At 74.4% G+C, this 26,577-nt stretch carries 21 protein-coding genes; 3 read left to right on the forward strand and 18 right to left on the reverse strand.

Going from position 1 to position 26,577, the window contains the following annotated elements; translation table 11 throughout:
* Positions 1–54: 54 nt before the first annotated feature.
* From BXA05_RS14645 to cimA, 4 genes are all read right to left on the reverse strand, one after another.
* Positions 55–1,059, reverse strand: coding sequence for a carbohydrate ABC transporter permease (locus BXA05_RS14645; RefSeq protein ID WP_076405723.1), 1,005 nt, complete (start codon positions 1,057–1,059; stop codon positions 55–57).
* A 111-nt stretch (positions 1,060–1,170) separates the two neighbouring features.
* Positions 1,171–2,478, reverse strand: a complete 1,308-nt coding sequence (locus BXA05_RS14650; RefSeq protein ID WP_076405725.1) for a sugar ABC transporter substrate-binding protein — start codon at positions 2,476–2,478, stop codon at positions 1,171–1,173.
* Positions 2,479–2,774: 296 nt separating this feature from the next.
* Positions 2,775–3,824 carry a lipoate-protein ligase LplAB gene (gene lplAB / locus BXA05_RS14655; RefSeq protein ID WP_076405727.1) on the reverse strand — a complete coding sequence of 350 codons (1,050 nt, stop codon included), beginning with the start codon at positions 3,822–3,824 and terminating at the stop codon, positions 2,775–2,777.
* A 35-nt stretch (positions 3,825–3,859) separates the two neighbouring features.
* Positions 3,860–5,518 carry a citramalate synthase gene (gene cimA, locus BXA05_RS14660; RefSeq protein WP_076405729.1) on the reverse strand — a complete coding sequence of 553 codons (1,659 nt, stop codon included), beginning with the start codon at positions 5,516–5,518 and terminating at the stop codon, positions 3,860–3,862.
* Between the two features lie 335 nt (positions 5,519–5,853).
* Between cimA and BXA05_RS14665 the strand changes: the two genes are divergently transcribed.
* Positions 5,854–6,447: a hypothetical protein gene (locus BXA05_RS14665; RefSeq protein WP_076405730.1), complete on the forward strand. Its 594-nt coding sequence runs from the start codon at positions 5,854–5,856 to the stop codon at positions 6,445–6,447.
* Positions 6,448–6,557: 110 nt separating this feature from the next.
* Here BXA05_RS14665 and BXA05_RS14670 read toward each other — a convergent pair whose 3' ends face one another.
* Both BXA05_RS14670 and BXA05_RS14675 read right to left on the reverse strand, forming a co-directional pair.
* Complete coding sequence (locus BXA05_RS14670; RefSeq protein ID WP_076405831.1) at positions 6,558–7,691, reverse strand: branched-chain amino acid aminotransferase; 1,134 nt, start codon at positions 7,689–7,691, stop codon at positions 6,558–6,560.
* A 207-nt stretch (positions 7,692–7,898) separates the two neighbouring features.
* Positions 7,899–8,942 carry a 3-isopropylmalate dehydrogenase gene (locus tag BXA05_RS14675; protein WP_076405733.1) on the reverse strand — a complete coding sequence of 348 codons (1,044 nt, stop codon included), beginning with the start codon at positions 8,940–8,942 and terminating at the stop codon, positions 7,899–7,901.
* 132 nt (positions 8,943–9,074) lie between these two features.
* Between BXA05_RS14675 and BXA05_RS14680 the strand changes: the two genes are divergently transcribed.
* On the forward strand, positions 9,075–10,295 hold the full coding sequence (locus tag BXA05_RS14680) for an ROK family transcriptional regulator (RefSeq protein ID WP_076405735.1): 1,221 nt from the start codon (positions 9,075–9,077) through the stop codon (positions 10,293–10,295).
* A 73-nt stretch (positions 10,296–10,368) separates the two neighbouring features.
* On the opposite strand, the gene BXA05_RS14685 is transcribed toward BXA05_RS14680, so the two are convergent.
* From BXA05_RS14685 to BXA05_RS14735, 11 genes are all read right to left on the reverse strand, one after another.
* Entirely contained in the window at positions 10,369–10,908 is a 540-nt protein-coding gene (locus tag BXA05_RS14685) for an ASCH domain-containing protein (protein WP_074809855.1), read from the reverse strand.
* 289 nt (positions 10,909–11,197) lie between these two features.
* Positions 11,198–12,223, reverse strand: coding sequence for a ketol-acid reductoisomerase (gene ilvC, locus BXA05_RS14690; protein ID WP_021481959.1), 1,026 nt, complete (start codon positions 12,221–12,223; stop codon positions 11,198–11,200).
* Positions 12,224–12,337: 114 nt separating this feature from the next.
* The gene (gene ilvN, locus BXA05_RS14695; protein ID WP_061268745.1) at positions 12,338–12,862 is read right to left on the reverse strand and encodes an acetolactate synthase small subunit; all 525 of its coding nucleotides are present in this window, start codon (positions 12,860–12,862) and stop codon (positions 12,338–12,340) included.
* Between the two features lie 98 nt (positions 12,863–12,960).
* Positions 12,961–14,871, reverse strand: a complete 1,911-nt coding sequence (locus BXA05_RS14700; RefSeq protein ID WP_061268746.1) for an acetolactate synthase large subunit — start codon at positions 14,869–14,871, stop codon at positions 12,961–12,963.
* Between the two features lie 376 nt (positions 14,872–15,247).
* Positions 15,248–17,116 (reverse strand): alpha-glucosidase, encoded by a 1,869-nt coding sequence (locus BXA05_RS14705; protein ID WP_083711908.1) that lies wholly within the window; start codon positions 17,114–17,116, stop codon positions 15,248–15,250.
* Positions 17,117–17,135: 19 nt separating this feature from the next.
* Positions 17,136–18,182: a DUF4037 domain-containing protein gene (locus BXA05_RS14710; RefSeq protein WP_076405737.1), complete on the reverse strand. Its 1,047-nt coding sequence runs from the start codon at positions 18,180–18,182 to the stop codon at positions 17,136–17,138.
* Positions 18,183–18,229: 47 nt separating this feature from the next.
* Positions 18,230–19,210, reverse strand: coding sequence for an NAD-dependent epimerase/dehydratase family protein (locus tag BXA05_RS14715; protein ID WP_076405739.1), 981 nt, complete (start codon positions 19,208–19,210; stop codon positions 18,230–18,232).
* On the reverse strand, positions 19,207–21,042 hold the full coding sequence (locus BXA05_RS14720; RefSeq protein ID WP_076405741.1) for a class I adenylate-forming enzyme family protein: 1,836 nt from the start codon (positions 21,040–21,042) through the stop codon (positions 19,207–19,209). The genes BXA05_RS14715 and BXA05_RS14720 overlap by 4 nt, the downstream gene beginning before the upstream one ends.
* Positions 21,039–22,331 carry a cytochrome P450 gene (locus tag BXA05_RS14725; RefSeq protein ID WP_244550478.1) on the reverse strand — a complete coding sequence of 431 codons (1,293 nt, stop codon included), beginning with the start codon at positions 22,329–22,331 and terminating at the stop codon, positions 21,039–21,041. The genes BXA05_RS14720 and BXA05_RS14725 overlap by 4 nt, the downstream gene beginning before the upstream one ends.
* The gene (locus BXA05_RS14730; protein ID WP_076405743.1) at positions 22,328–23,092 is read right to left on the reverse strand and encodes a glycosyltransferase family 2 protein; all 765 of its coding nucleotides are present in this window, start codon (positions 23,090–23,092) and stop codon (positions 22,328–22,330) included. The genes BXA05_RS14725 and BXA05_RS14730 overlap by 4 nt, the downstream gene beginning before the upstream one ends.
* Before the next feature lie 23 nt (positions 23,093–23,115).
* Positions 23,116–24,210, reverse strand: a complete 1,095-nt coding sequence (locus BXA05_RS14735; RefSeq protein WP_240696671.1) for a 3-oxoacyl-ACP synthase III family protein — start codon at positions 24,208–24,210, stop codon at positions 23,116–23,118.
* 128 nt (positions 24,211–24,338) lie between these two features.
* On the opposite strand from BXA05_RS14735, the gene BXA05_RS14740 reads away from it, so the two are divergent.
* The gene (locus BXA05_RS14740) at positions 24,339–25,703 is read left to right on the forward strand and encodes a cytochrome P450 (protein WP_244550479.1); all 1,365 of its coding nucleotides are present in this window, start codon (positions 24,339–24,341) and stop codon (positions 25,701–25,703) included.
* Between the two features lie 36 nt (positions 25,704–25,739).
* Here the strand turns inward: BXA05_RS14740 and BXA05_RS14745 are convergent, their stop codons facing one another.
* Positions 25,740–26,552, reverse strand: a complete 813-nt coding sequence (locus BXA05_RS14745) for a hypothetical protein (RefSeq protein ID WP_076405745.1) — start codon at positions 26,550–26,552, stop codon at positions 25,740–25,742.
* Positions 26,553–26,577: the final 25 nt, after the last annotated feature.

The raw sequence follows: 26,577 nt of genomic DNA on the forward strand, positions 1-26,577 counted from the left end.
GCTCGGTGCGGGCGCCGGGCCCGGGGGTGGCGCGGGTGTCGACGACGGCGGCGCTCACAGCTCCTCCTCCTTGAACAGGGTGCGCATGTACACGAGCGTGATGCCGAGCAGGATGAGCGTGAGCAGGACCGCGATGGCCGCGCCCATGCCGTACTTGCCCTGGGCGAAGGACTGGATGTACGACCACACGCCGAGGTTGAAGACGTCCTTGTTCCCGCCGTTGCCGCCGGGCATGAGGTAGATCTGCGTGAAGACCTTGAAGTCCCAGATGGTCGACAGGATCGTCACGACCGCGAACACCGGGCGCAGGATGGGCGCGGTGATGGCCCAGAACCGGCGCCACGCCGTCGCGCCGTCGACCTTGGCGGCCTCGTGCAGCTCGTGCGGGATCGTCATGAGCCCCGCGAGCACGGTGATCGCGACGAACGGGAACCCGTGGTGCACCACGTTGAGCGTCGCGATCGCGTAGAACGACAGGCGCTCCGTGAACCAGTTGACCGTGCCGGGCTCGATCGCGCCCATGCCCTCGAGCACCGAGGCGACGAGGCCGTTCAGCGGGTCGAAGATCCACACCCACACGTACGTGCCCGTGATCGCCGGGACCGCCCAGGCGACCATGATCGCCGTCGCGCCGACGCCCCGCCAGAACCCGCCGAGCGTGTTGAGGAACAGCGCGACCGCCGTCCCGAGCGCGACCGTGAGCACGACGCACGCGAGGGCGAACAGCACGGTGTTGGGCAGGACCGTGGTCCACAGGTAGCTGTCGCCGAGCAGGTCGGCGTAGTTCTGGAGCCCGATCCAGTTCGACTCGCCGCTCGCGATCTGCCGCAGGCCGTAGTCCTGCAGCGAGAGCAGCACGACGCGCACGAGCGGCCACAGGAGCAGGACGCCGAGGACGACGAGTCCCGGGGCCAGCAGCAGCCAGGGGCGCAGCGGGGAACGGTGGCCGAGGCCCGTGCGGCGGCGTCGTACGGCGGTCGGCACGGTGCTCGACGGCGGCCGGTCGGCCGGGGCGGCCGGGGCCGGCGAGGCGCCGGGCGCGGCTCGAAGGTCTGCCATGGGAGAGGTCCTGTCGCGGGGTGCGGGGCGTGGTGCGGGCGCCGACGGTCGGGCGCCGGCGGAGGGCGGCGTCCGGCCGCGGGCGGGCTGCCCGCGGCCGGACGCGTCGGGTCAGGAGCCGAACGTCTCGTCCATGTCGGCGGCCGCGGTGTCGGCGGCCTCCTGGACGGTCGCGCTGCCCGACAGGACGGACTGGAGCATCGTCTCCAGCGTCTTCTTGCCCTGGATCTGGCCGTAGAGCGGCGTGACGGGGACCGAGCGGCCGGCCTCGGCCATCTGCCGGGCGAACGGCGCGACGATCGGGTCGTCCTCCGCCACGACCTTCTCGAGCAGGGACGTCTGGCCCGGGAAGTAGCCGGACTGCTCGCCCCACGCCTGCGCGAACTCGCCGGTCGTCATCATCTCGACGAACTTCCACGCGAGGTCCTGCTTCTCGCTCGCCTCGAAGACGCCGAGGTGCGAGCCGCCGAGGAACGAGTCGGACAGGCCCTCGGTCTGGCCGGGGATCGGGAAGGCGCCGATCTTGCCCTCCATGTCCGGGACGTCGGCGAGGATCTTGCCCGGCGTCCAGCTGCCGGAGATCATCATGCCGACCTGGCCCTGCTCGAACGCGGCGAGGAGGTCCGTCTCCTTCCACGTCGTCGCGGCGGCGGTCGAGAAGCCGTGCTCGGTCGCGAGACCGGTGTAGAACTCGAGGCCCTCGACCGACTCCGGCGAGCTGATCTCCGACGTCCAGGTGTCGCCGTCCTTCACCGCGAGGTCACCGCCCGCGCCCCAGATGAACGGCATCGCGCCGTACTGGCTGTCGCCCGCGACGGGGAACGGGGTGATCTCCGGGTTCGCCGCCTTGAGCGCGTCCGCCGCGGCGACGAGCTCGTCCCAGGACGTCGGGGTCGCGATGCCGGCGGCCTCGAAGAGGTCGGCGCGGTAGACGACCGAGCGCACGCCCGCGTACCAGGGCATGCCGTAGATGCTGCCGTCGAGCGTCGCGGACTCGACGAGCCCGGGGACGAGGTCGTCCTCGAGACCGGCCTCCGCGACCCGGTCCGAGAGGTCGGCGAGCGCGCCGACGTCCGCGAACTCGCCCGTCCAGGTGGTGCCCAGCTCGGCGACGTCGGGCGTCGTGCCGCCGGCGATGGCGGTCGTGAACTTGTCGTGGGCGCTGGCCCACGGCTGGAACTCGATCTGGAGGTCGGCGCCGGTCTCGTCCTTGAACGCGGTCGTCACCTCGTCGAAGAACGCGTCCGCGTCGGGGTTGGTGCCCTCCATGATCCAGACGGTGAGGGTCTCGCCCGAGAAGTCGGTCGCGTCGTCGCCACCGGTCCCCTCGGAGCCGGACCCGCCGCCGGAGCTGCACGCGGCCAGGCCGAGCGCGAGGACGAGGGTGCCCGTGACGGCCACCGTGCTGCGTCGCTGCATGCCGTGACACTTCCTTTCTGGTCGGCCGTCGGGGGAACGGCCGGGTCGTGTGTCCTGACGGTCCCGCGCGGCCGGTCGGCTCCCGCGGTGTGAAACTTACTTCCATCAGTGGACGTATGTGTGGAGATTACTGCCACGAGTGCGCGAACGGAAGCCACGGCGGCAGATGTTGCACGTTCTTAACAATCGCCGGGGGTCGCCCGGCTCGGGAGACCGCTCAGGCCGCGGGGCCCAGCACGCGGGCGGGCGTCCCCCTCACGCCCCGGCCGCGCACCACCCTGCGCACTCCGCGCGCGTCACGGGACGCGCGCGGTCCACTCCGGGGTGGAGAACTTCGTCCGCGCGAGCTCCTGCGCGCGCTCGCGCTCCTCGGGGGTGACCGCACCCTCGACCGTGCGGTACCGCGAGCGGAAGTGCTCCTTGAACGCCTCGATGACGTCCTCGCGCGCCATGCCCGTCTGCGAGCGCACCGGGTCGACGCGCTTGTTGGCGCTCGTGGTGCCCTTGTCGGAGAGCTTCTCGCGCCCGATGCGCAGCACCTCGGTCATCTTGTCGGCGTCGATGTCGTACGCCATCGTCACGTGGTGGAGCACCGCTCCCCCGCGCAGCCGCTTCTGCGCCGCGCCCGCGATCTTGCCGGCCGGGGACGCGATGTCGTTGAGCGGCTTGTACGTCGCCTCCACGCCCAGGTCGGCGAGGGCGCCCAGCACCCAGTCGTCGAGGAACGCGTACGAGCGCTCGAAGCTGAGCCCCTCGACGAGCGACCCCGGCACGTACAGCGAGTAGGTGATGGTGTTCCCGGGCTCGACGAACATCGCGCCCCCGCCCGAGATGCGCCGCACGACCGACACCCCGTGCCGCTCCGCGCCCTCCGGGTCGACCTCGTTGCGCAGCGACTGGAACGAGCCGATGATCACCGCGGGCGACGCCCACTCCCAGATCCGCAGCGTGGGGCCGCGACGGCCCTCGTCGAGCTCCTCGGTGAGCACCTGGTCGAGCGCGAGGTGCATCGCCGGCTCCTCGGGCCCCTCGTGCACGATCTCGAACGTGTGGTCGCCCCACCCCGTCGCCCGGCCGAGCGCCCGGCGCACCGCGATCGCGACCGCCTCGGGCGAGAACCCGACCATCGTCACGTCGGGGCCGAGCGCGGCCTGCACGGCGCTCGCGAGCTGCGCGACCGTCGCCGTCTCCGGCATCCCCGTCAGGGCGCCGTCGATGTCCTCGAGCGCGTCGTCCGGCTCGAGGAAGAAGTCGCCGCTGACCGCGACCCGGGCGAGCCGCCCGGCCTCCACCTCGACGTCGACCGCCACGAGCTTGCCACCGGGGACCTTGTACTCACCACGCACGCGTCCACCCTAAGCCCGACGCGCGCACCACCGGCTCAGCGCGGCTCGACGCCCGCGTGGACCAGCCCGTAGATCGCCGAGTCGGTGAGCGCCTCCCAGGCCGCCTCGATGAGGTTGGGCCCGACGCCGACCGTCGACCACGACGTCGAGCCGTCGGTCGTCTCGATGAGCACGCGCGTGATCGCGTCCGTGCCCTGCTCGGTGTCGAGGATGCGCACCTTGAAGTCGATGAGCTCGAACACCTCGATCTCCGGGTAGACGCGCCCGAGCGCCAGCCGCAGCGCGTGGTCGAGCGCGTTGACCGGGCCGTTGCCCTCGCCCGTGGAGACGATGCGCTCGCCTCCGGCGTGCAGCTTGACGGTCGCCTCCGCCGTCGCCTCGGTGCCGCGCGACCCGGCGCGCTCGACGATCGTGCGCCAGCTCTCGACCCGGAAGTACGGCGGGCGCTCCCCCGCGATCTCCTCGCGCAGCAGCAGCTCGAACGACGCGTCGGCCGCCTCGTACGTGTAGCCGCGCGCCTCGTCGTCCTTGACGCGGTTCGTCACACGGGTGAGGAGGTCGCCCTGGCCCGACAGGTCGAACCCGAGCTCGCGGCCCTTGAGCTCGATCGACGCCCGGCCCGCCATGTCGGAGACGAGCATGCGGATGTCGTTGCCCACCGCCGTCGGGTCGATGTGCTGGTACAGGTCCGGATCGACCTTGATGGCGCTCGCGTGCAGGCCCGCCTTGTGCGCGAACGCGCTCGCCCCGACGTACGGCTGGCGCGCGTATGGGGAGATGTTCGTGATCTCGCTGATCGCGTGCGAGATGCGCGTCGCCTCCTCCAGGCCCTCGCCCGTGAGCGTGCGCACCCCGTGCTTGAGCTCGAGGTTCGCCACGACCGTGAGCAGGTCGACGTTGCCCGTGCGCTCCCCGTACCCGTTCACCGTGCCCTGCACGTGCGCCGCGCCCGCCTCGACGGCGGCGAGCGTGTTCGCGACGGCGCAGCCCGAGTCGTTGTGCGCGTGCATCCCGAGCAGCGCGTCCCCCGGCAGCGCGTCGCGCCCGTGCGGGAGCCCGACGGCGTCGCGCAGCTCCGCGACGGTCTCGGCGACCCACGTGGGGAGCATGCCGCCGTTGGTGTCGCACAGCGCGACGACCTCGGCGCCCGCCTCGAACGCGGCCTGCACGGCCGCGCGCGTGAACGCGGCGTCGTACCGGTAGCCGTCGAAGAAGTGCTCGGCGTCGACGACGACCCGGCGCCCCTCGCCCACGAGGAACGAGACCGTGTCGGTGATCATCGCGAGTCCCTCGTCGGGCGTCGTGCGCAGCGCGCGCTCGACGTGCCGGACGTCGGACTTCGCGACCAGCGTGACCACCGGCGCCTCGGAGTCGACGAGCGCCCGCACCTGCGGGTCGTCCCAGGCCCGCAGCCCGGCCTTGCGCGTCGCGCCGAACGCCGCGAGCACCGCCCGGCGCAGGTCGAGCTCCTTGGCCGCGCGGCGGAAGAACTCGGTGTCCTTGGGCACGGCGCCCGGCCAGCCGCCCTCGATGAAGCCGACGCCGAGCTCGTCGAGCAGCGGGGCGATGGCGAGCTTGTCGGCGACGGAGAGGTTCATGCCCTCCTGCTGCGCGCCGTCGCGCAGGGTCGTGTCGTAGACGTGGAAGACCCGGGGCTCGTGGGGACCGGTCCCGGGGGTCGTCGCCGAGGTCATGGTGCCTCTTCCTGCCGTTCGTCGTGTCGCGGGCGTCGCTGCGCCCGCCCCTGCGGTGCGTCTCCCGACGCCGGGAGGGGCCCTCGTGAGGCGGTGGGCCCGGCGTCCGTGCCGCCGGGCGGAGGTGGTGCCCAGCAACAAAAAAACCCCCCGAGGGTGCGGGAGGTCTGCGCGTCCGGTGGGTGCTACCGGGCGCGCTACTCGATAATGAGCTGGGAGACGAGGTGTGTCACAGGGCACATGGTGCCACAGGTTCCGCCAGGATGGACCAGAGCGTCCATCCACTGAGCCGCCCGCCGCCCGTCGGCGCGACGGCGACCGAGCGAGGAGTGACGATGAGCGACCCGACCCCGGGCGGTTACGACCCGCAGAACCCTCCGACGCGGCGCTACGGCCAGCCGCCGGTCCCCCCGCAGTCCCCGCCCCCGGCGATCCGCCCGACGGACCCGCAGACCCAGTTCCCCGAGCCCCGCACGCCGGTGAGCCCGGCAGACCCGCGCCTCACGGTCGAGGCCGGCCGGTTCTGGGCGGGCGCCGCCGCGACCGCGCTCGTCGCCGCCCTCATCGGGCTGCTCGGCGTGATCATCTTCGAGCGCATCTTCGCGATCACCCTCGTCCCGCCGCCCGACCTCTTCGCCACGGGGTCACGCCAGGCGGCGTGGGCGATCGACGGCGCGATCCTCGCGCTGCTCGCCGCCGGGGTGCTGCACCTGCTCATCCTCAGCACGCCCCGACCGCGCGCGTTCTTCGGCTGGATCATGGCGCTCGTCGTGGTGGCGATCGCCGTCCTGCCGTTCGCGTGGTCGAGCGACGTCACCGCGGCGGCGCTGTCCGGGCTCATCAACCTGCTCATCGGCGTCGCGGTGTGGTCGCTGCTCGCGGGCGTCGCCGGGCGGACGATCGTCGCGCGGCCCGCGCCCGTCGTCTGACCCGGAGCACCCGGGCGGACCCACCGCGCCGCCCGCCCTACGACGACGGGGCGCCCCTCCCGCGGGAGGGGCGCCCCGTGTCGTGCCGGCCGGCTCGGGCGAGCCGGCGCTCAGGCGAGCCGGCGCAGCCAGCCGTGGCGGTCGGCGGCGCGACCGGTCTGGATGTCCGTGAGCTCGGTGCGGATCGTCATGGTCAGCGAGCCCGCCTCGCCGGTGCCGATCGTGTGGTCGAAGTCCGAGCCGGCGAGCCGGCCGATCGGCGTGATCACGGCGGCCGTGCCGCACGCGAAGACCTCCGTGACGGAGCCGTCCCGGATCCCGGCGAGGACGTCGGACAGCGGGATCCGGCGCTCGACGACCTCGTGCCCGCGGTCGGTGAGGAGGCGGATGATCGACGAGCGCGTCACGCCTTCGAGGATCGAGCCGCTGAGCTCCGGCGTCTCGACCGAGCCGTCCGCCTTGACGACGAACACGTTCATGCCGCCGAGCTCCTCGAGGAACGTGCGCGTCGCGGAGTCGAGGAAGCACACCTGCTCGCACCCGTGCTGCTGCGCGACCACCTGCGGGAGCAGGCTCGAGGCGTAGTTGCCCCCGCACTTCGCGTCGCCGGTGCCGCCCGCGCCGGCGCGGCTGTACTCGCGGTCCACCCAGATGGACACGGGCTTCACGCCGCCCGAGAAGTACGGGCCGACGGGCGACGCGATGACGAGGTACTCCGCCTCGAGCGACGGGCGCACGCCGAGGAACGCCTCCGAGGCGTACATGAACGGGCGCAGGTAGAGGCTCGCCTCCTCGCCCGACGGGACCCAGTCCACGTCCGTGCGCACGAGCGCGGTGATCGAGCCGACGAAGTCGTCCACCGACAGCGCGGGCAGCGCGAGGCGGTGCGCCGAGCGGGCGAAGCGTGCCGCGTTCGCCTCGGGCCGGAACGTCCACACCGAACCGTCGGCGTGGCGGTACGCCTTCATGCCCTCGAAGATCTCCTGCGCGTAGTGCAGGACGGCGGTCGCCGGGTCCAGGAGGAGCGGGCCGTACCTCTCGATGCGGCGGTCGACCCACCCGTCGGTCGAGTTCCAGCTGATCCGCGCCATGTGGTCCGTGAAGACGGTGCCGAACTTCGGGGCCGCGATGGCGGCCTCGCGCTCGGCGGGCGGCGTCGGGGAGTCCGTGGGGCGGACGTCGAACAGGGCGACGAGGTCCTCCGCCGAGGAGGACGGCTGGTGCTGCGCTGCGAGGGTGCTCATCATGAGGCCTTTCACCTGGCGACCCGGGTGGTCTCCGCCTAGTTTTCCACGCCGGTGCGGCTCGTGCGGGGATCCGCGCGAGGGCACGACGACGTGGGGCGCCACCGGGTCAGAACGGGAGGGATCCGGTCCTGGGGCGATGACGACCGAGGTGCGGGGACTGCGGCGAACCGGTGCCCGGGCCCGCGAGGGGCCCGTGACGGCGTGTCAGCCGGCGACGCGAGCGGCGAGCTCGCGGCCCACCTCGGCCGTCGAGCGTACTCGGCTCCCCCGCTCGGCGAGGTCGGCGGCGACGGCCGCCTCGACGCGCCGCGCCTCGTCGCCGAGGCCCAGGTGGTCGAGGAGCAGCGCGACCGACAGCACCGTGGCGGTCGGATCGGCCTTGCCCTGCCCGGCGATGTCCGGAGCCGAGCCGTGCACGGGCTCGAACATCGACGGCGCGGTGCGGTCGGGGTTGATGTTCGCGGACGCGGCGAGGCCGATCCCGCCCGTGATCGCGGCGGCCTGGTCGGTGAGGATGTCGCCGAACAGGTTGTCGGTGACGATCACGTCGAAGCGCGAGGGCTTCGTCGTGAGGAAGATCGTCGCGGCGTCGACGTGCAGGTAGTCGGTCGTGACGTCGGGGAACTCCGCGTTGACGGCCTCCACCGTGCGGCGCCACAGGTGGCCCGCGTGCACGAGGACGTTGTGCTTGTGCACGAGCGTGAGGTGCTTGCGCGGACGCGCCTGGGCGCGGGCGAACGCGTCGCGCACGACGCGCTCGACGCCGAACGCCGTGTTGAGGGAGACCTCGGTCGCGATCTCGTGCGGCGTTCCGGTGCGCAGCGAGCCGCCGTTGCCGACGTACGGGCCCTCGGTGCCCTCGCGCACGACGACGAAGTCGATCTCGCCCGGGTCGGCGAGCGGCGACGTGACGCCCGGGTACAGCTTGCCCGGGCGGAGGTTGACGTAGTGGTCGAGCGCGAAGCGCAGCTTGAGCAGCAGGCCGCGCTCGAGGACGCCGGACGGGACGCTCGGGTCGCCGATCGCGCCCAGGAGGATCGCGTCGTGCCCGCGGATCGCGTCGAGGTCCGCGTCGGTGAGCGTCTCCCCCGTCGCGTGCCAGCGGCGCGCACCCAGGTCGAACGGCGTCGTGGAGACCTTCACGTCCGAGCCGGCCACGGCGGCCTCGAGCACGGCGAGCCCCTGCTCGACGACCTCGGTCCCAATGCCGTCGCCGGCCACGACTGCCAGATCAATGGTGCGCGTCATGCCGGCGAGCCTACGCCGCGCCGCCACCCTTCGGGACGGTGGTCTCACGTCTCGGACGGGCGCCGAGTTGCGTTCCACGCGCGGCGGGTCCACTATTAGTAAACTTTCCTAAAGCCCGTCGAAGGACCGACCATGACCGCGCCCGCCACGTCGAGGGTTCCCGGCACCCCGGGGCTCCTGCGCACCATCAACGACCGCGCGGCCCTGGAGCTCCTCCTCGACGTCGGCCCGCTGACCCGGTCCCAGATCGGTGACCGCACCGGCGTCTCGCGACCGACCGCCTCCCAGATCGTCGCACGGCTCGAGCAGTCGGGGCTCATCGAGCCCACCGGCTCCGTGCAGGGCGCGCGCGGCCCCCAGGCCACGCAGTACGCCGCCCGGACCGACGTCGTCGTGGGACTCGCGCTCGACGTCGTGCCCGCCGGGGTGCGCGCCAGCGTCGTCGACGCGCTCGGCCGCACGCTCGGCGAGACGACCGTCGCCGCCGGTCCCGAGCGCTCGGCAGCCGCCGACGTCCTCGCCGCGCGCGACGAGGCCTGCGCCGACGCCGGCATCCCCGTCTCCCGCGTCGCGACCGCGGTCGTCGGCGTGCAGGCCGCCGTCGCGCCGCGCACCGGCGACATCGCCCTCGTCGGGGAGCTCCCCGGCTGGCCGCGCCGCGGGCTGCGCGCGCACCTCGAGGACGTGCTCGGCATCGACGTCCACGTCGAGAACGACGTCAACCTCGCCGCGATCGCCGAGCGCGACGCCGGCCGCGACGAGGAGAGCTTCGCGCTGCTGTGGCTGGGCGAGGGCATCGGCATGGGCGCGTGGCTCGAGGGCCGCGTGCACCACGGCACCGCGGGTGGCGCCGGTGAGATCGGCTACCTCCCCGTGCCCGCCGCCGGCATCGACGACTCGGTCAACGTGCAGGACCTCGTCGGCGGTCTCCGCCTCGTCGAGCTGTGCGCCCGCGCGGGGCTCCCCGGCATCACCGAGGAGGGCTCCTCCTACGGCGACGCCGTCGCCGCCCTCGCCGCGCACCGCGACAGCACCGCGGTGCACGACCTCGTGCAGGACCTCGCGCTCCGCGTCGCGGTCGTCCTCCAGCCCGTCGTCGCCATCCTCGAGCCCGATGCCGTCGTGCTCGGCGGGCCCACGGGCGTCGCGTGCGGCGCGCCGCTCGCCGAGGCGACCGCCGCCGTCCTGCGCGGCACCGACCAGCGGACGGGAGCGGTCGTCGCGAGCGCCGTCCCCGAGCTCGCCGTCCTGCGCGGCGCGCGCTCCGTCGTCGCCGAGGACGTGCGCACCCTCCTGCTCGCCGCCGCGGGACGACCGGACCACCCGGTCGTCGCGCCCTCCGTCCCGGGGTAGTCCTCTTCACCTACCTCGCGAGCGGTGGCCGGCCGACCGTGGCACGGCCGGCCACCGCTCATCCTCGCCGCGCTCAGCGCGGGTAGCGCAGCTCGAACCGCTCGCACACCAGCGGCATGTCCGGCGCGAACTCGCGCGACAGGACGCGACGGAAGTACTTCTCGTGCTCGACGCGCCACGACTCCAGCGACCGGTCGTCCTCGCCCTCCGCGTGCGCGAAGTCCGCGTCGACGTCCTCGAACGCGACCACCTCGACCGACGTCGTGCGGATCAGCGCGCGCGGGTGGCCCGCGCCGTCGAGCAGGATCGACAGCTCGCCGACGCGCGGCACCGCCTCGCCCGTCTCCTCGTACTCCCACAGGGCCGACGACGTCGCCGTCTTCTCCCCCGTGAGCACCGCCATGAGCAGGTCGTCCGCCAGCGCCGGGTTGTCCCCGAACGACCACGCCGGGGGCGGCACGCTCTCGGACACCGTCGTGCCCGTGACGACACCGAGCCGCGCCATGCCCGCGCTGGGCCGCGCCAGCTCCCAGAACGCCAGGATCTCCGCCGCCCGCTCGTCCACCGTCACGTCGTCCGTCACCGGGTCTCCCTCGTCCGTCTCTCGGGTCATGCCCCTATCGTGGCGCACCGAGAATCGGATCTGCCCGGTCTCCCGCCCTTCGTCCCACCCGTGTCGCGCCGGCACGATCCGCCATCTTCTCGGACGCCGCGACCAGGTCCGGGACTGGCGGCCTGCTGGCCAGCGCCCGGGTGAGCCGACAGCAAGGGGGTGGGTGACCCCTGTCGCGCGATCGTGGTGGGCCTGGCGGGAGCGGTGCGAGGAACGAGCACCGCGGATGGTAGATCGCGCGACAGGGGTCACCCACCCCCAGAGGTGAGCCGAGCTCAGAGGCCGAGGATCAGCGCGCGGCGCTGCCCTCGGTGTAGTCGGCGTCCTGCTGCTTCCACGCGAACAGCGACCGCAGCTCCTTGCCGACCTTCTCGATCGGGTGCTGCGCGGCCTTCTCGCGGAGCGCCGTGAACTCCGGCGCGCCGGCGTCCTGGTCGTCGATGAAGCGCTTGGCGAACGCGCCCGACTGGATGTCGGCGAGGACGCCCTGCATGTTCTCCTTGACGCGGGCGTCGATGACGCGCGGGCCGGAGACGTAGTCGCCGTACTCGGCGGTGTCGGAGACGGACCAGCGCTGCTTGGCGATGCCGCCCTCCCACATGAGGTCGACGATGAGCTTGAGCTCGTGCAGCACCTCGAAGTACGCGATCTCCGGCTGGTAGCCGGCCTCGGTCAGCGTCTCGAAGCCGTACTGGACGAGCTGCGACACACCGCCGCAGAGCACGGCCTGCTCGCCGAACAGGTCGGTCTCGGTCTCCTCGGTGAACGTCGTCTTGATGACGCCCGCGCGCGTGCCGCCGATCGCCTTCGCGTACGACAGCGCGACGTCCCAGGCCTGGCCCGACGCGTCCTTCTCGACGGCGATGATGTCCGGGATGCCACGGCCCGCGACGAACTCGCGGCGCACCGTGTGACCCGGCGCCTTCGGGGCGACGAGGATGACGTCGACGCCCTCGGGGGCCTCGATGTAGCCGAAGCGGATGTTGAACCCGTGCGCGAACGCGAGCGTCTTGCCCGTGGCGAGGTTCGGCTTGATCTCGTCGTTGTAGATCGAGCGCTGGTGCTGGTCCGGCGCGAGGATCATGATCAGGTCGGCCCACGCGGCGGCGTCCGCCACGGACTTGACCTCGAAGCCCTCGTCCTGGGCCTTCGCGACGGACTTGGAGCCCTCGCGCAGGGCGACGACGACCTCGACGCCCGAGTCGCGCAGGTTCTGGGCGTGCGCGTGGCCCTGGCTCCCGTAGCCGACGATCGCGACCTTCTTGCTCTGGATGATGGACAGGTCGGCGTCGTCGTCGTAGAACAGCTCAGCCACGATGGATCTCCTCGGTTCTTCGTTGCGGTGCAGGGGTCTGTTGCGGTGTCGCGCGGAACGGCGACCGGTGCGCGCCGACGCCCACGGGGGTCTCGGTGCGAGGGTAGGCGATGGTCAGGCGGAGCGGACGACGCGTTCCAGCGCGCGGTCCGTGATGGAGCGGGACCCGCGCCCGACGGCGACGGTCCCCGACTTCACGATCTCGCGCACGCCGTAGGGCTCGAGGGCCCCGAGCAGCGCGTCGAGCTTCTCCCCCGTGCCCGTCGCCTCGATGGTCACGGCGTCGGGCACGACGTCGACCACCTTCGCGCGGAACAGGTTGACGACCTCGAGCACGCCGGTGCGGTGGGTGCCGTCGGCACGCACCTTGACGAGCAGGAGCTCGCGCTGGACCGACGCGGACGAGTCGAGCTCGACGATCTTGATGACGTTGACCAGCTTGTTGAGCTGCTTCGTCACCTGCTCGAGCGGGCGCTCCTCCACGTCGACGACCACGGTGATGCGCGAGATCTCCTCGTGCTCGGTGGGGCCGACGGCGAGGGAGTGGATGTTGAAGGCGCGGCGGGCGAACAGGCCCGCGACGCGCGTCAGCACGCCGGGCTTGTTCTCGACGAGCACGGAGAGGGTGTGGCGGGACATCGGTCAGTCCTCCAGGGACAGGGGTCGGATCGGGGCTGCATTGCGCTGCAGCCGAGTGCCTTGCTTCGCTGCGGCCCTCAACCTCCGCTGCATTCCGCTCAGTCCTCCCGGTCCCAGGCGGGCGAGATGCCCCGCGCGTACTGGATGTCGTCGTTGCTCACGCCGGCGGCGACCATCGGCCACACCATCGCGTCGCGCGAGACGTTGAAGTCGATGACGACCGGACGGTCGTCGATCTCCATCGCGCGCTTGATCGCGGCGTCCACCTCCCCCATCGACTCGACGCGGATGCCCTCGCACCCGTACGCGTCGGCGAGCTTGACGAAGTCGGGCACGCGCGCCGTGCCGTGGCCGGTGTGCAGGTCCGTGTTCGAGTAGCGCTGGTCGTAGAACAGCGTCTGCCACTGGCGCACCATGCCGAGCGAGCTGTTGTTGATCAGCGCGACCTTGATGGGGATCTCGTTGATCGTGCAGGTGGCGAGCTCCTGGTTGGTCATCTGGAAGCAGCCGTCGCCGTCGATCGCCCACACCGTGGCGTCGGGGCGTCCGACCTTCGCGCCCATGGCCGCCGGGATCGAGAAGCCCATGGTGCCGAGGCCGCCGGAGTTGAGCCACGTCCGCGGGTGCTCGTAGCGGATGAACTGGGCCGCCCACATCTGGTGCTGCCCGACGCCCGCGACGTAGATCGACTCGGGGCCCGAGATCTCGCCCAGGCGGGAGATGACGTGCTGCGGGGCGAGGTGGCCGTCGTCGGGCTCCGTGTAGCCGAGCGGGTACGTCTCGCGCCAGTCGTCGATCTGGCGCCACCAGGCCTCGACGTCCGGCTTGCCCTTGGCCTCGTGCTCACGCTCGAGCTCCGGCAGCAGGTCGGTGATGACCTCCTTGAGGTCGCCGACGATCGGCACGTCCACGTCGCGGTTCTTGCCGATCTCCGCGGGGTCGATGTCGGCGTGCACCACCTGCGCGTGCGGGGCGAAGCTCGACAGCGCGCCGGTGACGCGGTCGTCGAAGCGGGCGCCGAGCGACACGACGAGGTCGGCCTTCTGCAGCGCCGCCACGGCCGGCACGGTCCCGTGCATGCCGGGCATGCCCAGGTTCTGGGGGTGCGTGTCGGGCACCGCGCCGCGCGCCATGAGCGTCGTCACGACGGGCGCGCCCGACAGGTCGACGAGGCGGCGCAGCTCGGCCGACGCGTTCGCGCGGATCACGCCGCCGCCCACGTACAGGACCGGGCGGCGGGCCGTCGCGAGCAGGCGCGCGGCCTCCTTGATCTGCTTGCTGTGCGGCTTCGTCACCGGGTGGTAGCCGGGCAGCTGCACGTCCTGCGGCCAGGAGAACGTGGTGCGGGACTGCATCGCCGACTTCGCGATGTCGACGAGCACCGGGCCCGGGCGGCCGGTCGAGGCGATGTGGAACGCCTCGGCGATGGTGCGCGGGATGTCGTCGGGGTCGGTGACCAGGTAGGAGTGCTTGGTGATCGGCATCGTGATGCCGACGATGTCCGCCTCCTGGAAGCCGTCGGTGCCGATCATCGACTCGGCGACCTGGCCCGTGATCGCGACGAGCGGGATCGAGTCCATGTTCGCGTCGGCGATCGGGGTCACGAGGTTCGTCGCGCCCGGTCCCGACGTCGCCATCGTGACGCCGACGCGTCCGGTCGCGTGGGCGTAGCCCTGCGCCGCGTGGCCGCCGCCCTGCTCGTGGCGCACGAGGATGTGGCGCAGGCGCTGGGAGTCCATGAGCGGGTCGTACGTCGGGAGGATCGCACCACCCGGGATGCCGAAGACGACCTCGGCACCGGCCTCCTCGAGCGAGCGGACGATCGACTGCGCGCCCGTCATCTCCTCGCCCGTCGGGGCGCCGTTCGAGGCGCCGGCCGGGCGAGCCGTGGCTGCGCGCCGGACGTCGCCGCGCGGGGCGACCGACGCGGGTGTCGGGGCGGGCTTCGGCGCCGCGGCGGGCGCCGGGGCGCCCTGTCGCGGAGGTGCCGGGGTGGGACCCTGGGCCATGGTGTCTCCTGCGTGTCGTGGCCTCGGCCCGGCGGGCGCCCCGTGGGGCGCTCCGCCGGGAGCCGGAGCCGACCGTGGTGGTGCGGTCGTGCTGGTCGCGGTGTGCGGGTGCCGGTCCTCGCGGGTCTCGCGGGTGCGGCGCTCGCGGTGGCCGGGTGGGCCTGCCGCGGTCTGTCTGCCGTGCTGATGGCGTTGTGGTGGCAACAAAAAACCCCTCGGACCCGGGATGCCGGGCTGGACGAGGGGTGAGCGCGCTGACGAAGCCTGGTGGCGTGGACTCAGCCGGCGCGCTCAGGAAGTACTACAAGGAGGATCGTCTGCACGTCTGGGACTGTACGCCCATGTCCCGGTGATGTCACGTGTCGAGGCGGCCGTCTCACGCACTGGGACGTGCGGGGTGCGGTCCGGTGCGCCGGAGCACCCGTCCCTCCCACGGCTCCAGGTGCCCGACGGCGCCCGGCCGGGTGCCGTCGTCGGCCCGCCCGGGGTGCGTGGTCACGAGGACCGACCCCGCGTCCCAGCCCGTGAGCGTCCCGGGCGGGACGTCCTGCGGGACGCCACCGACGTTGACGAGCACGAGGAGCTCGTCCCGGACGGTCGTGCCGTCGGGCCCGGGCGCGTCGAGGGCGCGCGTGAACGCGTAGACCGCCTCGTGGTCGGGCAGCAGCATGCGGAAGTCGCCGAGCGCGACGACCGGCTCCTCCCGGCGCAGCGCGACGAGCCGCCGGTAGAAGTGCAGCACGGAGTCCTCGTCGGCCCAGGCGGCCTCCGCGTTGATCGTCGTGTGGTTGGGGTTGACCTCGAGCCACGGCGTCCCCGTCGTGAAGCCCGCGTTCGCGCTCGCGTCCCACTGCACGGGCGTGCGGGCGTGGTCGCGGCTCGCGTGCGCGAGCACGGCGAGCATCTCGCCGTCGGTCCGCAGGCGCGGGGCGCCCGTGCGACCGGTCAGCTCGCGGAAGTACCCGAGCGACTCGACGTCCTGGTACTGCTCGATCCGCGTGAACGGCGCGTTCGTCATGGCGAGCTCCTCGCCCTGGTAGACGTACGGCGTGCCGCGGTGCAGGTGCAGCAGGAGGGCGAGCGCCTTCGCCGAGGCGACGCGGTGCTCCGGGGAGTCGTCGCCGAACCGCGAGACGACGCGCGGCTGGTCGTGGTTGTCCCAGTAGAGGGCGTTCCAGCCCCGGTGGGCGAGGCCCGCCTGCCAGCGGCCGAGGGTCGCCTTGAGGTCGGCGAGGTCCCACCGGACCGGGTCGTACCGGGTCGCCCCGTGGTCGATGCCCATGTGCTCGAACTGGAACACCATGTCGACCTCGCGACGGTCCGGGTCGGTGTACCGCACGCCGTGCTCGACCGTCACGCCCGGCGTCTCCCCCACCGTGAGGATCTCCCGGCCCTGGGCGAGGTAAGGCGCGAACACCTCGCGGTGCATCTCGGCGAGGAACTCGTGCACGCGCGGCCCGTCCGTGTAGTGCGGGCTCCCGTCCCCGTACGTGCCCCAGTGCACCTCGCCGTCGGGCAGCGAGCCGTCGGGCGCGACGTCCTTGGAGATGAGGTTGATGACGTCCATGCGGAAGCCGTCGACCCCGCGGTCGAGCCACCGCCGCATCATCGCGTAGACCGCCTCGCGGACGTCGGGGTTCTCCCAGTTGAGGTCCGGCTGCTTGGGGTCGAACAGGTGCAGGTAGTACTCGCCCGAGGCCTCGTCGAACCGCCACGCGCTGCCCCCGAAGAACGAGCGCCAGTTCGTCGGCTCGGCGCCCGGGGCGCCGGGCTCCATGCCCTCGCGCGCGGGGCGCCACCAGTACCAGTCGCGCCGCGGGCTCTGCGCGGACGAGCGCGACTCGACGAACCACGGGTGCTCGTCGCTCGTGTGGTTGACGACGAGGTCCATGACGAGCTTCATCCCGCGCGCGTGCAGCCCTTCGATCAGGGCGTCGAGGTCCGCGAGCGACCCGAACAGCGGGTCGACGTCCTCGTAGTCGCTGATGTCGTAGCCGTTGTCCGCCTGCGGCGACCGGTACACCGGGGACAGCCACACGACGTCGACGCCCAGCCGCTCCAGGTGGTCGAGGCGTCGCGTGATCCCGGGGAGGTCCCCGATGCCGTCGCCGTCGGTGTCCTGGAACGAGCGCGGGTACACCTGGTAGACGACCGAGCGCGTCCACCAGGGGGCGTCACCGGGCGTCTCGGCGCCGGGCCACCCGCCGCGGGGCAGGGGGTCCGGGGTGGGTGCGGACGAGGTCATCGCACGGCTTCCTCTCGGGTCAGGGGGTCCTGGTCCCAGCCTGCCCGACGCCGCGCGACGCGGCGACGCGACGGGCGGGGTCCGTGAGGACGTCGACGTCGTCGACCCACTGCTCGACGGTCCCGACGCCCGGTGGCAGCGCCTGCACCACCGGGTCCTGGATCGCGGAGGTCACCACGTCGGCCACCGGCCCGAGCCCCCGGAAGGGCCGGTCGAAGAACGGGACGACGACGTCGGTCGCGGTCGGGAGGCCCACCTCGCCCTGGAGGTCGTGCAGGGTCGCCAGCCCTCGGCACAGCGCCGCCTCGCGCGCCCGCCAGTCGTCGGCCGCGAGCGCCTCCGCGAGGTCGGGCCCGGCGGCGGCGGCACGCGGGAGCGCGGCGAACGTCGTCCCGAACCACTTCGCGTACGGCGTCCAGCGCCGCTCGAGCAGGAAGCCGAGGTGCATCGCTGCGCGCACGAGCCGGGCGGCGACGACGCGCGACCCGAGGCCGTCTCCGCGCTCCGCCGTCCGGCCGACGAACGGCAGCTCCTGCCCGATCCGCGCCCAGTCGACGGCGACCGCGTACCGCCACAGGTCGTCGGGATACCAGGCGAGGCGCTCGCGCGCCGCGGTGGCCTGACCGCCGGTGTCCACGAACACCGGCCCGGCCGTCACCTCGAGGACCGCCTGACCGGTGAGCGTGAGCCAGTCGTCGACGGCGAGCGGTCGCGTCGCGTCGACGCCGAGGCGCGACGTGACGAAGCCCGACGGCGACGCGACCTCGACCTGGTGCGGACCGTGCGGGCTCCACGTGGTCGGGAACCGGGTCGGGTGCCCGGCGAACGTGTCGGGCAGCGCCGCGCCGAGCAGCGCGTCGACCTCGTCGACCATCGGCTCGTCGACCAGCAACGTCAGGCGCAGACCCCAGTCGTGGTCGCGCGACGTCGCGTCGTCGAGCCCGAGGACGTCGGACCCGCTCCCGAGGCGTCCCGCCGCGTGCGGCAGCCCGGGCCAGCGGCCGAGCAGGATCGGCCCGACGACCTCGTCGTAGTAGCGCCGCGCGAGGTCGGTCCCGGTCTCCACCCGGGCAACCTAGCGGGTCGGCGTCACGACACCCAGGGCTTTCGCCGCTACCACCGCTCGGCCCCGACGAAGCGCGTGGGAGCCGGGTCGACGCCCAGCACGTCGCGCAGGACCGTGAGGTCGTAGGTGCGTTCCATCGCGAGGTGGCTCAGCGCGTACCGGGTCAGGCGCGGCGGCTCGCGGCGACGCAGCCGCCGGGCGACCGTCTCGACCGCGCCCGCGAGCGCCCAGGCGGGCCGCACCGGGACGGCGACGACCCGCACGGCGGTACCCCGGCGGCGCAGCGCGTCGGCGAGCGCGTCGCGCAGGACCACCGGCTCGGCGTCGGCGACGTTCACGACGAGCGGGCCTCCGGCCGCGCCGTCCCCCGCGCCGGGCGCGCGGGCCGCGGCGTCGGGCAGCACGACGGCGGCGCGCGCCGCGGCGAGCAGCGTGTCCACGTGGGTCAGGGACTGGAGCACGCGCCCGCCGCCGGGCAGGACGAGGCGCCCGCGCCGCACGGCGGCCTCGACGCGCGGCAGGAGCGTCGAGTCGCCCGGCCCGTAGACGGCGTGCGGGCGCAGGACGACGACAGCGCCGCGGTCGGGGTGGCGCGCGACGTCGCGGGCCAGCGCGCGTTCGGCCTCCGCCTTCGTCGTGCCGTAGGCGTCGAGGTACCGGGCGACCGGCGCCTCGTGCTCGCGGGCGCGGACGCTCGGGCGGTACGGGTCGTACACGCTGCCGGACGAGACGTGCACGAACCGCGCGCCGGGGAACGTGTCGCGGACCGCGAGCGTCCCGGCGACGTTCGTGGCGCGCGCGACGTCGAGCGCGCACCAGTCGGACACGGCGGCGCCCGCGTGCACGACGGCGTCCACCGGGGGCGGGTCGGCGAGCGGACCGGTGGTGAGGTCCCAGGCGAGGTGCCGGGCGCCGTCGACCGCCGGGTCGCGGCGGGAGGACGTCCAGACCTCGTGGCCGTCGCCGACCAGCCCGCGCGCGACCGCTCCCCCGACGAACCCCGACGCCCCGGTGACGACGACCCTCACGCGCGGGCGCCGGGCGTGTCTCGGCCGACGGCGGCCGACTCAGCGGGCACCAGCGGCGCGGCGGGCACGCTCGGCGCGGCGGTCTCCAGCGGTGCGGCGGGCACCAGCGGCGCGGCGGCGCGCGAGAGCGCGGCGCGGTCGGGCTTGCGCGAGCGACCGGCGAGCGGGATGCGGTCGGCGAGCAGCACGACGTCGGGCAGCGCGTCGTGGTCGAGCATGCCCGGCAGCGCGGTGCGCACCCGGTCCACGAGTGGGTGGTGCGGGTCCAGGCGCACCGCCGTACCGGCGTCGGGCCGAGGATCGGGCCTGGTGGCCGTGTCCGGCCGAGAGTCTCCCGACGCCGAGGTGACGACGAGCGCGACCCGCTCGTCGCCGTCCACCTGGGGAACCCCCACGAGCAGCGCCTCGCCGACGCCGTCGAGCGCCGCGACGCGCGGCTCGTAGAGGCCGGGGTAGATGTTCGTCGTGCCCCGGATGATCATGTCCCGCGTGCGGCCGACGAGGACGAGCCGCCCCGCGTCGTCGCGGCGCGCGAGGTCGCCGGTGCGGTGCTCCGCCGCCCGGGCGCCCGCGCCGCGGGCGGGGGCGTCGAGGTCGTGCAGGTAGCCCGCCATGAGCGACGGCCCGGACAGCACGAGCTCCCCGACGACGTCGTCGCGGCCGGGCTCGCCGACGGCGTCCCGGCCGCCCTCGGGCTCCTCGTCCTCGACCGGGTCGAGCCGCGCGACCGTGCCGGGCAGCGGCACGCCGACGAGGTCGCCGTCGCCCGCGTACGCGAGCTTCTCGCGGGCCTCGACCACCGCGACCGGCAGGATCTCGGTCATTCCGTACACCGCGACCCACCGCGTGCCGGGCAGCAGGCGCGCCGCGCGCTCCAGGAGCGCGCGGGTCACGGGCGCACCGCCGACGAGCGCGACGCGCGGCCCGCGTGCCGGGACCGCCCCGGCCTCGATCACGTCGAGCAGCGCCGTGACGTCCGCGGGCACGAGGTACGTGCCCGCGGCGCCGTCGAGCTGGCGCGCGAAGGTCGTGATGTCGCGGCTCGGCGGGTCGGCCGGCACGGACCACGTGGCACCCGCGAGCAGCGCCGGGACGCCGAGCAGCATCTGGTCGGTGTGCACGACGTCGCCCGGCGCGAGCGCGAACACGTCGCGCAGCAGGTCGCACCCGGCGAGCAGCGACCCGGCCGTGTGCACGACGGCCTTCGGCTGCGCCGTCGTGCCGGACGTGAAGACGGTGAGCGCCTCACGGTCCGGGTCGAGCGGCGGCAGCGCCGCGCGGTCGACCGCGCTCGCGGCGAGGCGGCGGGCGGCGCGCGAGCCGCGCGGCACCCCGGGGAGCCACGGGCCGGCGTGCACGTGCCGCAGCGGGAGGCTCGCGTAGTCGGGCAGGAGCAGGCCCCGTGACCGCGCCAGACGGCGCAGCGGCCCGCGCGAGACGGCGTAGAGGAGCGACTCGGTCGTCGCGAGCGACGGCCCGGCTGCGCTCACGCGTGCCGCGAAGAGCTCGGGCGTCGAGCCGGGGTCGACGAAGACGACGGTCCCGCCCGCCCGGACCACCCCGAACGCGAGCACGACTCCCTCCGGCCGGGGCCGCACCGAGAACAGGGCGCGGTCGCCCGGCGCGAGGCCGTCGGCCGAGAGCGTCGTCGCGGTCGCCTCGACGCGCCGCGCGAGGTCGGCGTACGAGGCCTCCTCGCGCACGCGCGCACCGCGGCGGCCCGGCCGCGTCCAGCGCCGGAGCGCGACCGCGTCGGCGGACGCGTGCCCGGCGGCCCCGCGGGCGAGGATCGGGGCGAGCAGGTGGCGGGCCACGTCGTCGGGCGCGGTCATGCCGCCTCCCCGGCCGACGACGCGGCCGATCCGGCGACCGGGCCCGGTGCGCGCACCTCGCCGCCGACCGCCCGCACGACGAGCGAGCGGTACGCCGGGATGAGCACGCCGCGGGCGACGGCTCGGTCGGTGACCTGAAGGCTCCGACCCGCCGCGGCGACCGGGCGCAGGGCGTCCAGGACGGCGTCGACCTGGGCCGTCGCGAGCGGCATGCCGAGACAGAAGTGCGGGCCGGCGCCGAACCACAGGTGTCGCACCGCCGGGTCGACGGGGGCGTCCGGGTCGAAGGGGCCCGCGTCCTTGCAGCAGGAGATCGTCGCGATCACGACCCGGTCGCCCGCGCGGACGCGGACGTCGCCCACGGTCGTGGCGGCACGCACGGAGCGGAGCATGGCGGGCGTGGGGGCCGTGACGCGCAGCGCCTCCTCGACGACGCGGCCGCGCAGCGCCGCGGCCTCCGGCCCGGCGCCGGGGTCGGCCGCGAGGAGCCGGTCGAGCCAGCCGGTGTCCGCGGTGAGTGCCACGAGGCGCGGCACGAACGACTGGATGGTCTCGGTGCCCGTGAGGACGAACGCGCCGACGGCGCCGAGCGCCTCGTCCTCCGAGAGCCCGAGCTCGCGCATGCGCCCGGGGACGGTCGCGGGGTCCCCCGCGCGGTACGCGTCGCGCGCCGGTGCGGACAGCCGTGCGAGGACGGCGCGCGCGTGCCGCACCTGGCTGGGCGTGAGGCTGCGCCGGTGCAGGCGCACGAGGCCGACCACGGACTGTGCGGCGGTCATCGCCTCGCGGACGGCGGAGTCCGTCGGGGGCAGCCCGGTCATCGCGCAGACGACCGTGCCGGCCATGGTCGCCGTCTCCGCCACGAAGTCGACGCGCTCGCCCGCGAGCAGCCGCGGGGCGAGGCCCGCGAGGACGTCGGGCACGCTCACCGCGACGAGGTCGCGCACCGCGCGGGGCGTGAAGAGACCTGACAGCGCCCGGCGCAGGCGCGCGTGGTCGGCGCCCTCCATGTTGAGGAGCACGGACGGGCCGAGCACGGGCGTCCACAGGTCCGACGGCGACCCCGGGCCCACCTTGGAGAAGTGCTCGGTGTCGAGCAGCACGGCGCGCGCCGTCGCGGCGTCGGACACGACCACCCCGATCCCGGGGACGCGCACGACCGGGCCGCGGTGCCGCAGGGCCCGGATCGCCGGGTAGACGAGCGGGTGCGCCCCGCGCTGCACCCGCTCCTCCCAGCGCATCGCCGCGGCGAGCCCGGCGGGTGCGGGCGCGAGCGCCGTGCCGGTCACCGGATGTCCACGAGCTCGGGCCGGTAGCGGTGGTCGGCGTACCAGCCGAGCGTGCGGACGAGGCCCCACGCGTGCGCCCGGCGCGTCGAGGCCCGCACGACGACGTCACGGTGCGCGCCGTACCGTCGCGTGCGGCGGCGCACCGCGTTGACGAGCGCCCGGTCCTCGTGGACGTCCTCGATCGCGGTGCGCGGGAACCCGCCCGCCGCCTCGTACAGCGCCGCGGTGATCGCCATGTTGCAGCCCGGCGCCATGACGTAGGGCCCGAGGTAGGACGGGTCCTGGTTGCCGGGGCGGAAGCGCCCGAACGTGCTCGCGACGCTCACCGCCGCGGAGAGCACGCCCTGCTGGACGCGCGAGACCGGGCGGTCGTCGGTACGCGGCACGAGCCGTCCCGCGACGAGGTCGTGCCCGCTCGCGAACGCGGCCCGCACGCGTCGGGTCCAGTCGGGCAGCGGCAGGCAGTCGGCGTCGGTGCGGGCGAGGTGGGTCGCGCCCTGCGCGATCGCCGCCCGCATCCCCGTGTCGGCCGCCGCGCCCGTGCCCTTCTGCGGCTCGTCGACGACGCGCCACCGCGTCATGCCCCACGCCGCCGCGGTCGCGCGCACCAGGTCGCCCGTGCCGTCCGACGACCCGTTGTCCACGACGACGAGGTCGAAGTCCGTGTCCTGCTGGTCGCGCAGCGCCTCCAGCGTCGCGACGATCCCGTGCGCCTCGTCGCGCGCGGGCACCACGACGGCGAGCCGCTGCGTGCTCGTCACTCCTCGCGTGAACCGCCGGGTGCTCACAGCCGCACCACCGTCGCGCCGATGCTGATGCCGCCCGCGAGGCCGACGAGCACGACGACGTCGCCCGGCCCGACCCGGCCCGTCTCGAGCGCGGTCGCGAGCTGGAGCGGGAGCGTCGCGGAGGCGACGTTGCCGTGGTCGGCGACGGTGACGAGCGTGCGGCCGGTCGGCAGACCGAGCGCGGCGTGCACGTCGTCGAGGTAGGCGACGGCGACCTGGTGCACGGCGACGAGCGCGACGTCGTCCCACGTGAGCCCCGCACGGCCGAGCGCGTCGAGGACGACCCCCGGCCCGAGCGCGAGGAACGCGTCCCGCAGCCGGGACCCGTCGATCTCGAAGTAGGTGCGCTCGAGGTCGCGCGGGTGCGCGGTGCCGCCCCCGGGGAGCATGCCGACGTCCCAGTGCGTCGACTCGGCGCCGAACGCGCTCGCGAGGATGCCGCGGGGCGCGGGGGCGCCGGAGCCGTCGCGCGCGTCGGCCTCCGCCGCGGTGGCGCGGCGCACGAGGACGGCGGCCCCGGCGTCGGACATGGTGTAGCCCGGGGCGGAGAGCAGGTAGGTCGCGCGGTCGGGGACGTCCCAGCGCACGGCGCGCGACGGCGCCTCCCCGCACGCGACGAGCACGGTGCCGTACCGGCCCGTCGCGACGAGCGCCTCGGCGACCTCGATGGCGTTGAGCACGGAGTTGCACGCGTTCTTGACGTCCATGACGGGCGCCCGGACCCCGAGCTTCGCGGCGACGATGTGGCTCGTCGCGGGCTCGACCATGTCCTGGCTCGCCGACGCGAAGAGCAGCAGGTCGACGTCGTCGGGGGCGAGGCCCTGGGTCGCCAGCAGCTTCTCCGCGGCCGCGACGGCGAGGTCGGAGGCGTCCCAGTCGTCGGGGAGCACGTGGACCTGCCGCACGCCCGTGAGGCGCGAGACCATCGGCACGCGCGGCGCCGCGCCCGGGTTGCGCTCCGCGAGCGCGCGCTCCGCCTCGCGCACGTCGACCACGCGCTCGGGCAGGTGGACCCCGACGGCGGCGATCACCGCCGCGGGACGCACGGGTGCGGACCCGGGGGCTACCGGGCGGGGTGGGTTCTCTGGCACGCGCGACACAGTAGCCAAGCAGACCCCCTCGGACGGCGGTCGTCCACAGGTTCCGATGGGGTGAAGTGCCCATCCCCGGACGGCGGCGCGGCCGCCCCGTGGCCCTGCCCGTGCGCCACACTGACCCCGTGACTGCGACCACGACCGGACCCGTGCCCACCCGCGAGCGCCGTCGCGCCCTGCTCACGACCCGGCACGAGCTGCAGGTCCTCACCGCCGCGCGCCCCGCGATGGCCGGCGTGCTCCTCGTGGGCGGCGCGCTCACCGGGCGGCGTCCGGGCGGTTGGCTGCGCCGGGTGCCGGGCCTCGGGTGGGTGACGGCCGACCCGACCGTGGGTCGCCGCATCCTCACCGACCACCGGCACTTCACGATCGTCGGCGAGGGCGGGGTCGGGCACCTCTGGGCCCAGATCCTCGGCGACTGGGTCCTCGACCTGTTCGACGGCCCGGGCCACCACGACCTGCGCACCCGCTCGCGCGAGCTCTTCACCGAGGCGAGCGCCGCGGCGTTGGTTGACGGCGCGTGGTCGCTCGCGCTCGACGACGCGCGCCGCACCCTCGCCGCGGGCGGGACGGTCGACGTCGGCCGGCTCGCGCGCGTGCTCGTCGGCCGGATGATGATCTCGCTGCTCGGCATCCCGTCCCCGGCGGCCACCGGGGCGGGCTCAGGGGCGGGCTCAGCGCCGGGCTCAGCGGCAGGCGCCGGGACCGGTGTGACGCCGGAGGCCGTCCCGACGGACGACGACGCCCTGGCGGCCTTCGCGACGGGCGAGCGGCTCGCGTCGATCGCGCTCGGGAGCGCCGGCTCGACGTACCTCGCGCCGGGCCAGGTCGCGGCGGCGCGGGAGATCGTCGCCGAGCTGACCCAGGGCGTCCCGGACGGGTGGCGGCACGCGCCGGCCGACCGCCTGCTCGGCCGGTGCCGCGAGCTCGGCCTCGGGCTGGAGGAGACGACCGGGCTCGCGAGCCTGCTCATGGTCGCGGGCACCGAGACGTCGGCGTCGGCCATGGCCCGCACCACCGCGCTCCTGATCGACACGGGCGAGCAGCACCGCCTGCTCCGGCTCCTGGCCGACGAGCGCGCCCACCCCGTCGAGCGGACCGCCGGCGAGCCGGACGCCGTCGAGAACGCCGTGCGCGAGGGTCTGCGCGTGACGAGCCCGGCCTCGGTGATCGGCCGGGGCGTGTCGGCCGACGTCGAGGTCGCGGGCCGCACCCTGCGCGCCGGGGAGCGCGTCATGATCCTCACGTGGGCGGCGAACACAGCGGCCGGGCCGTTCCGCGCCGACCGCCCCTACGTGCGCGAGACGCGCCAGCTCTGGTTCGGCGCGGGGCGCCACCTGTGCCTCGGCGCCGCGCTCGCCCGCGCCGAGATCGCCGCGCTCCTGCACGCGCTGTACGACGACGGCGCACCCCTGCGCGTCGTGTCGCGCCGCGCCAAGCGCCGGGTCCTCGTGCCCGGCTACGACCAGCTGGTCGTTGCGCGCGCCTGACCCGCAGGGCGGGAATCGGCAGCGGTACACCGGGCGTCAGCCCTCCGGGGTCACGCTCCACGTGCCGGCGGTCTTCACGGCGAGGACACCGGGAAGCGCGAGGTCGTACGTCTCGGTGAACGCCTCGGTGTCGCCGAACATGCGCGACGCCTCGCGCGTGACCCCGAAGTATCGGCCCTGGAACGAGTCCTCGGGGCCCGCTGGCGTCCACGACACCTCCGCGCTCGTCGTGCTGCCGTCGAGCCGCAGGACGGTCGGTCCCGTGCCCGACTGCGGCCCTGCGACGGGCGGCAGGTCGTTCCAGCTCTCGAACCGCAGGGACCACTCCCCCGACGCTTCGAGCCAGATCGACTGCTGCGGCGCGGAGTCCTCGAAGACGTCCATGAGGTACGACCCGGTCGTCTCACCGAGCGCACCCGGGTACGGCGTGACGTCCGTCGGTGCCATGAACGCGCGCGTCCCCGCGCAGTCGCCGCAGTCCAGGTGCACGACGACGGCGAAGTCGCCGTCGCGCGCGAACGTCACGGCGGCGCTCCCCGTCCCGCTCGCCGCGGCGGGTGCACCGGCGGCGACCGTTCCCGCGTCCACCGCCTGGGCGGGTGGCGCGGAGGGACGGTCGGCGAGCGGGTCGACCACCTCGGGCGTCGTCTCCTCCGACGGCTCGTCGCGCGTGCCCAGCGCGTCCTCGGTGGCCGTCGGGCTCGGGGTGGAGGACCCCGGAGCGACCTCCGGCTCCCCGGCGGCAGTGCACCCGCCGACCGCGACGACCGCGGCCGTCACGATGGCCAGCAGGACGACGGCGGACGCGGCCCGGCGACGGCGCGGCGATCTCTCCGGACGTGCGCTCACGGGACCAGCCTCGCAGGGACCGGAC

This window comes from Cellulosimicrobium funkei (assembly GCF_900155925.1).
In the GTDB taxonomy this organism is placed as follows: Bacteria; Actinomycetota; Actinomycetes; order Actinomycetales; family Cellulomonadaceae; genus Cellulosimicrobium; species Cellulosimicrobium funkei.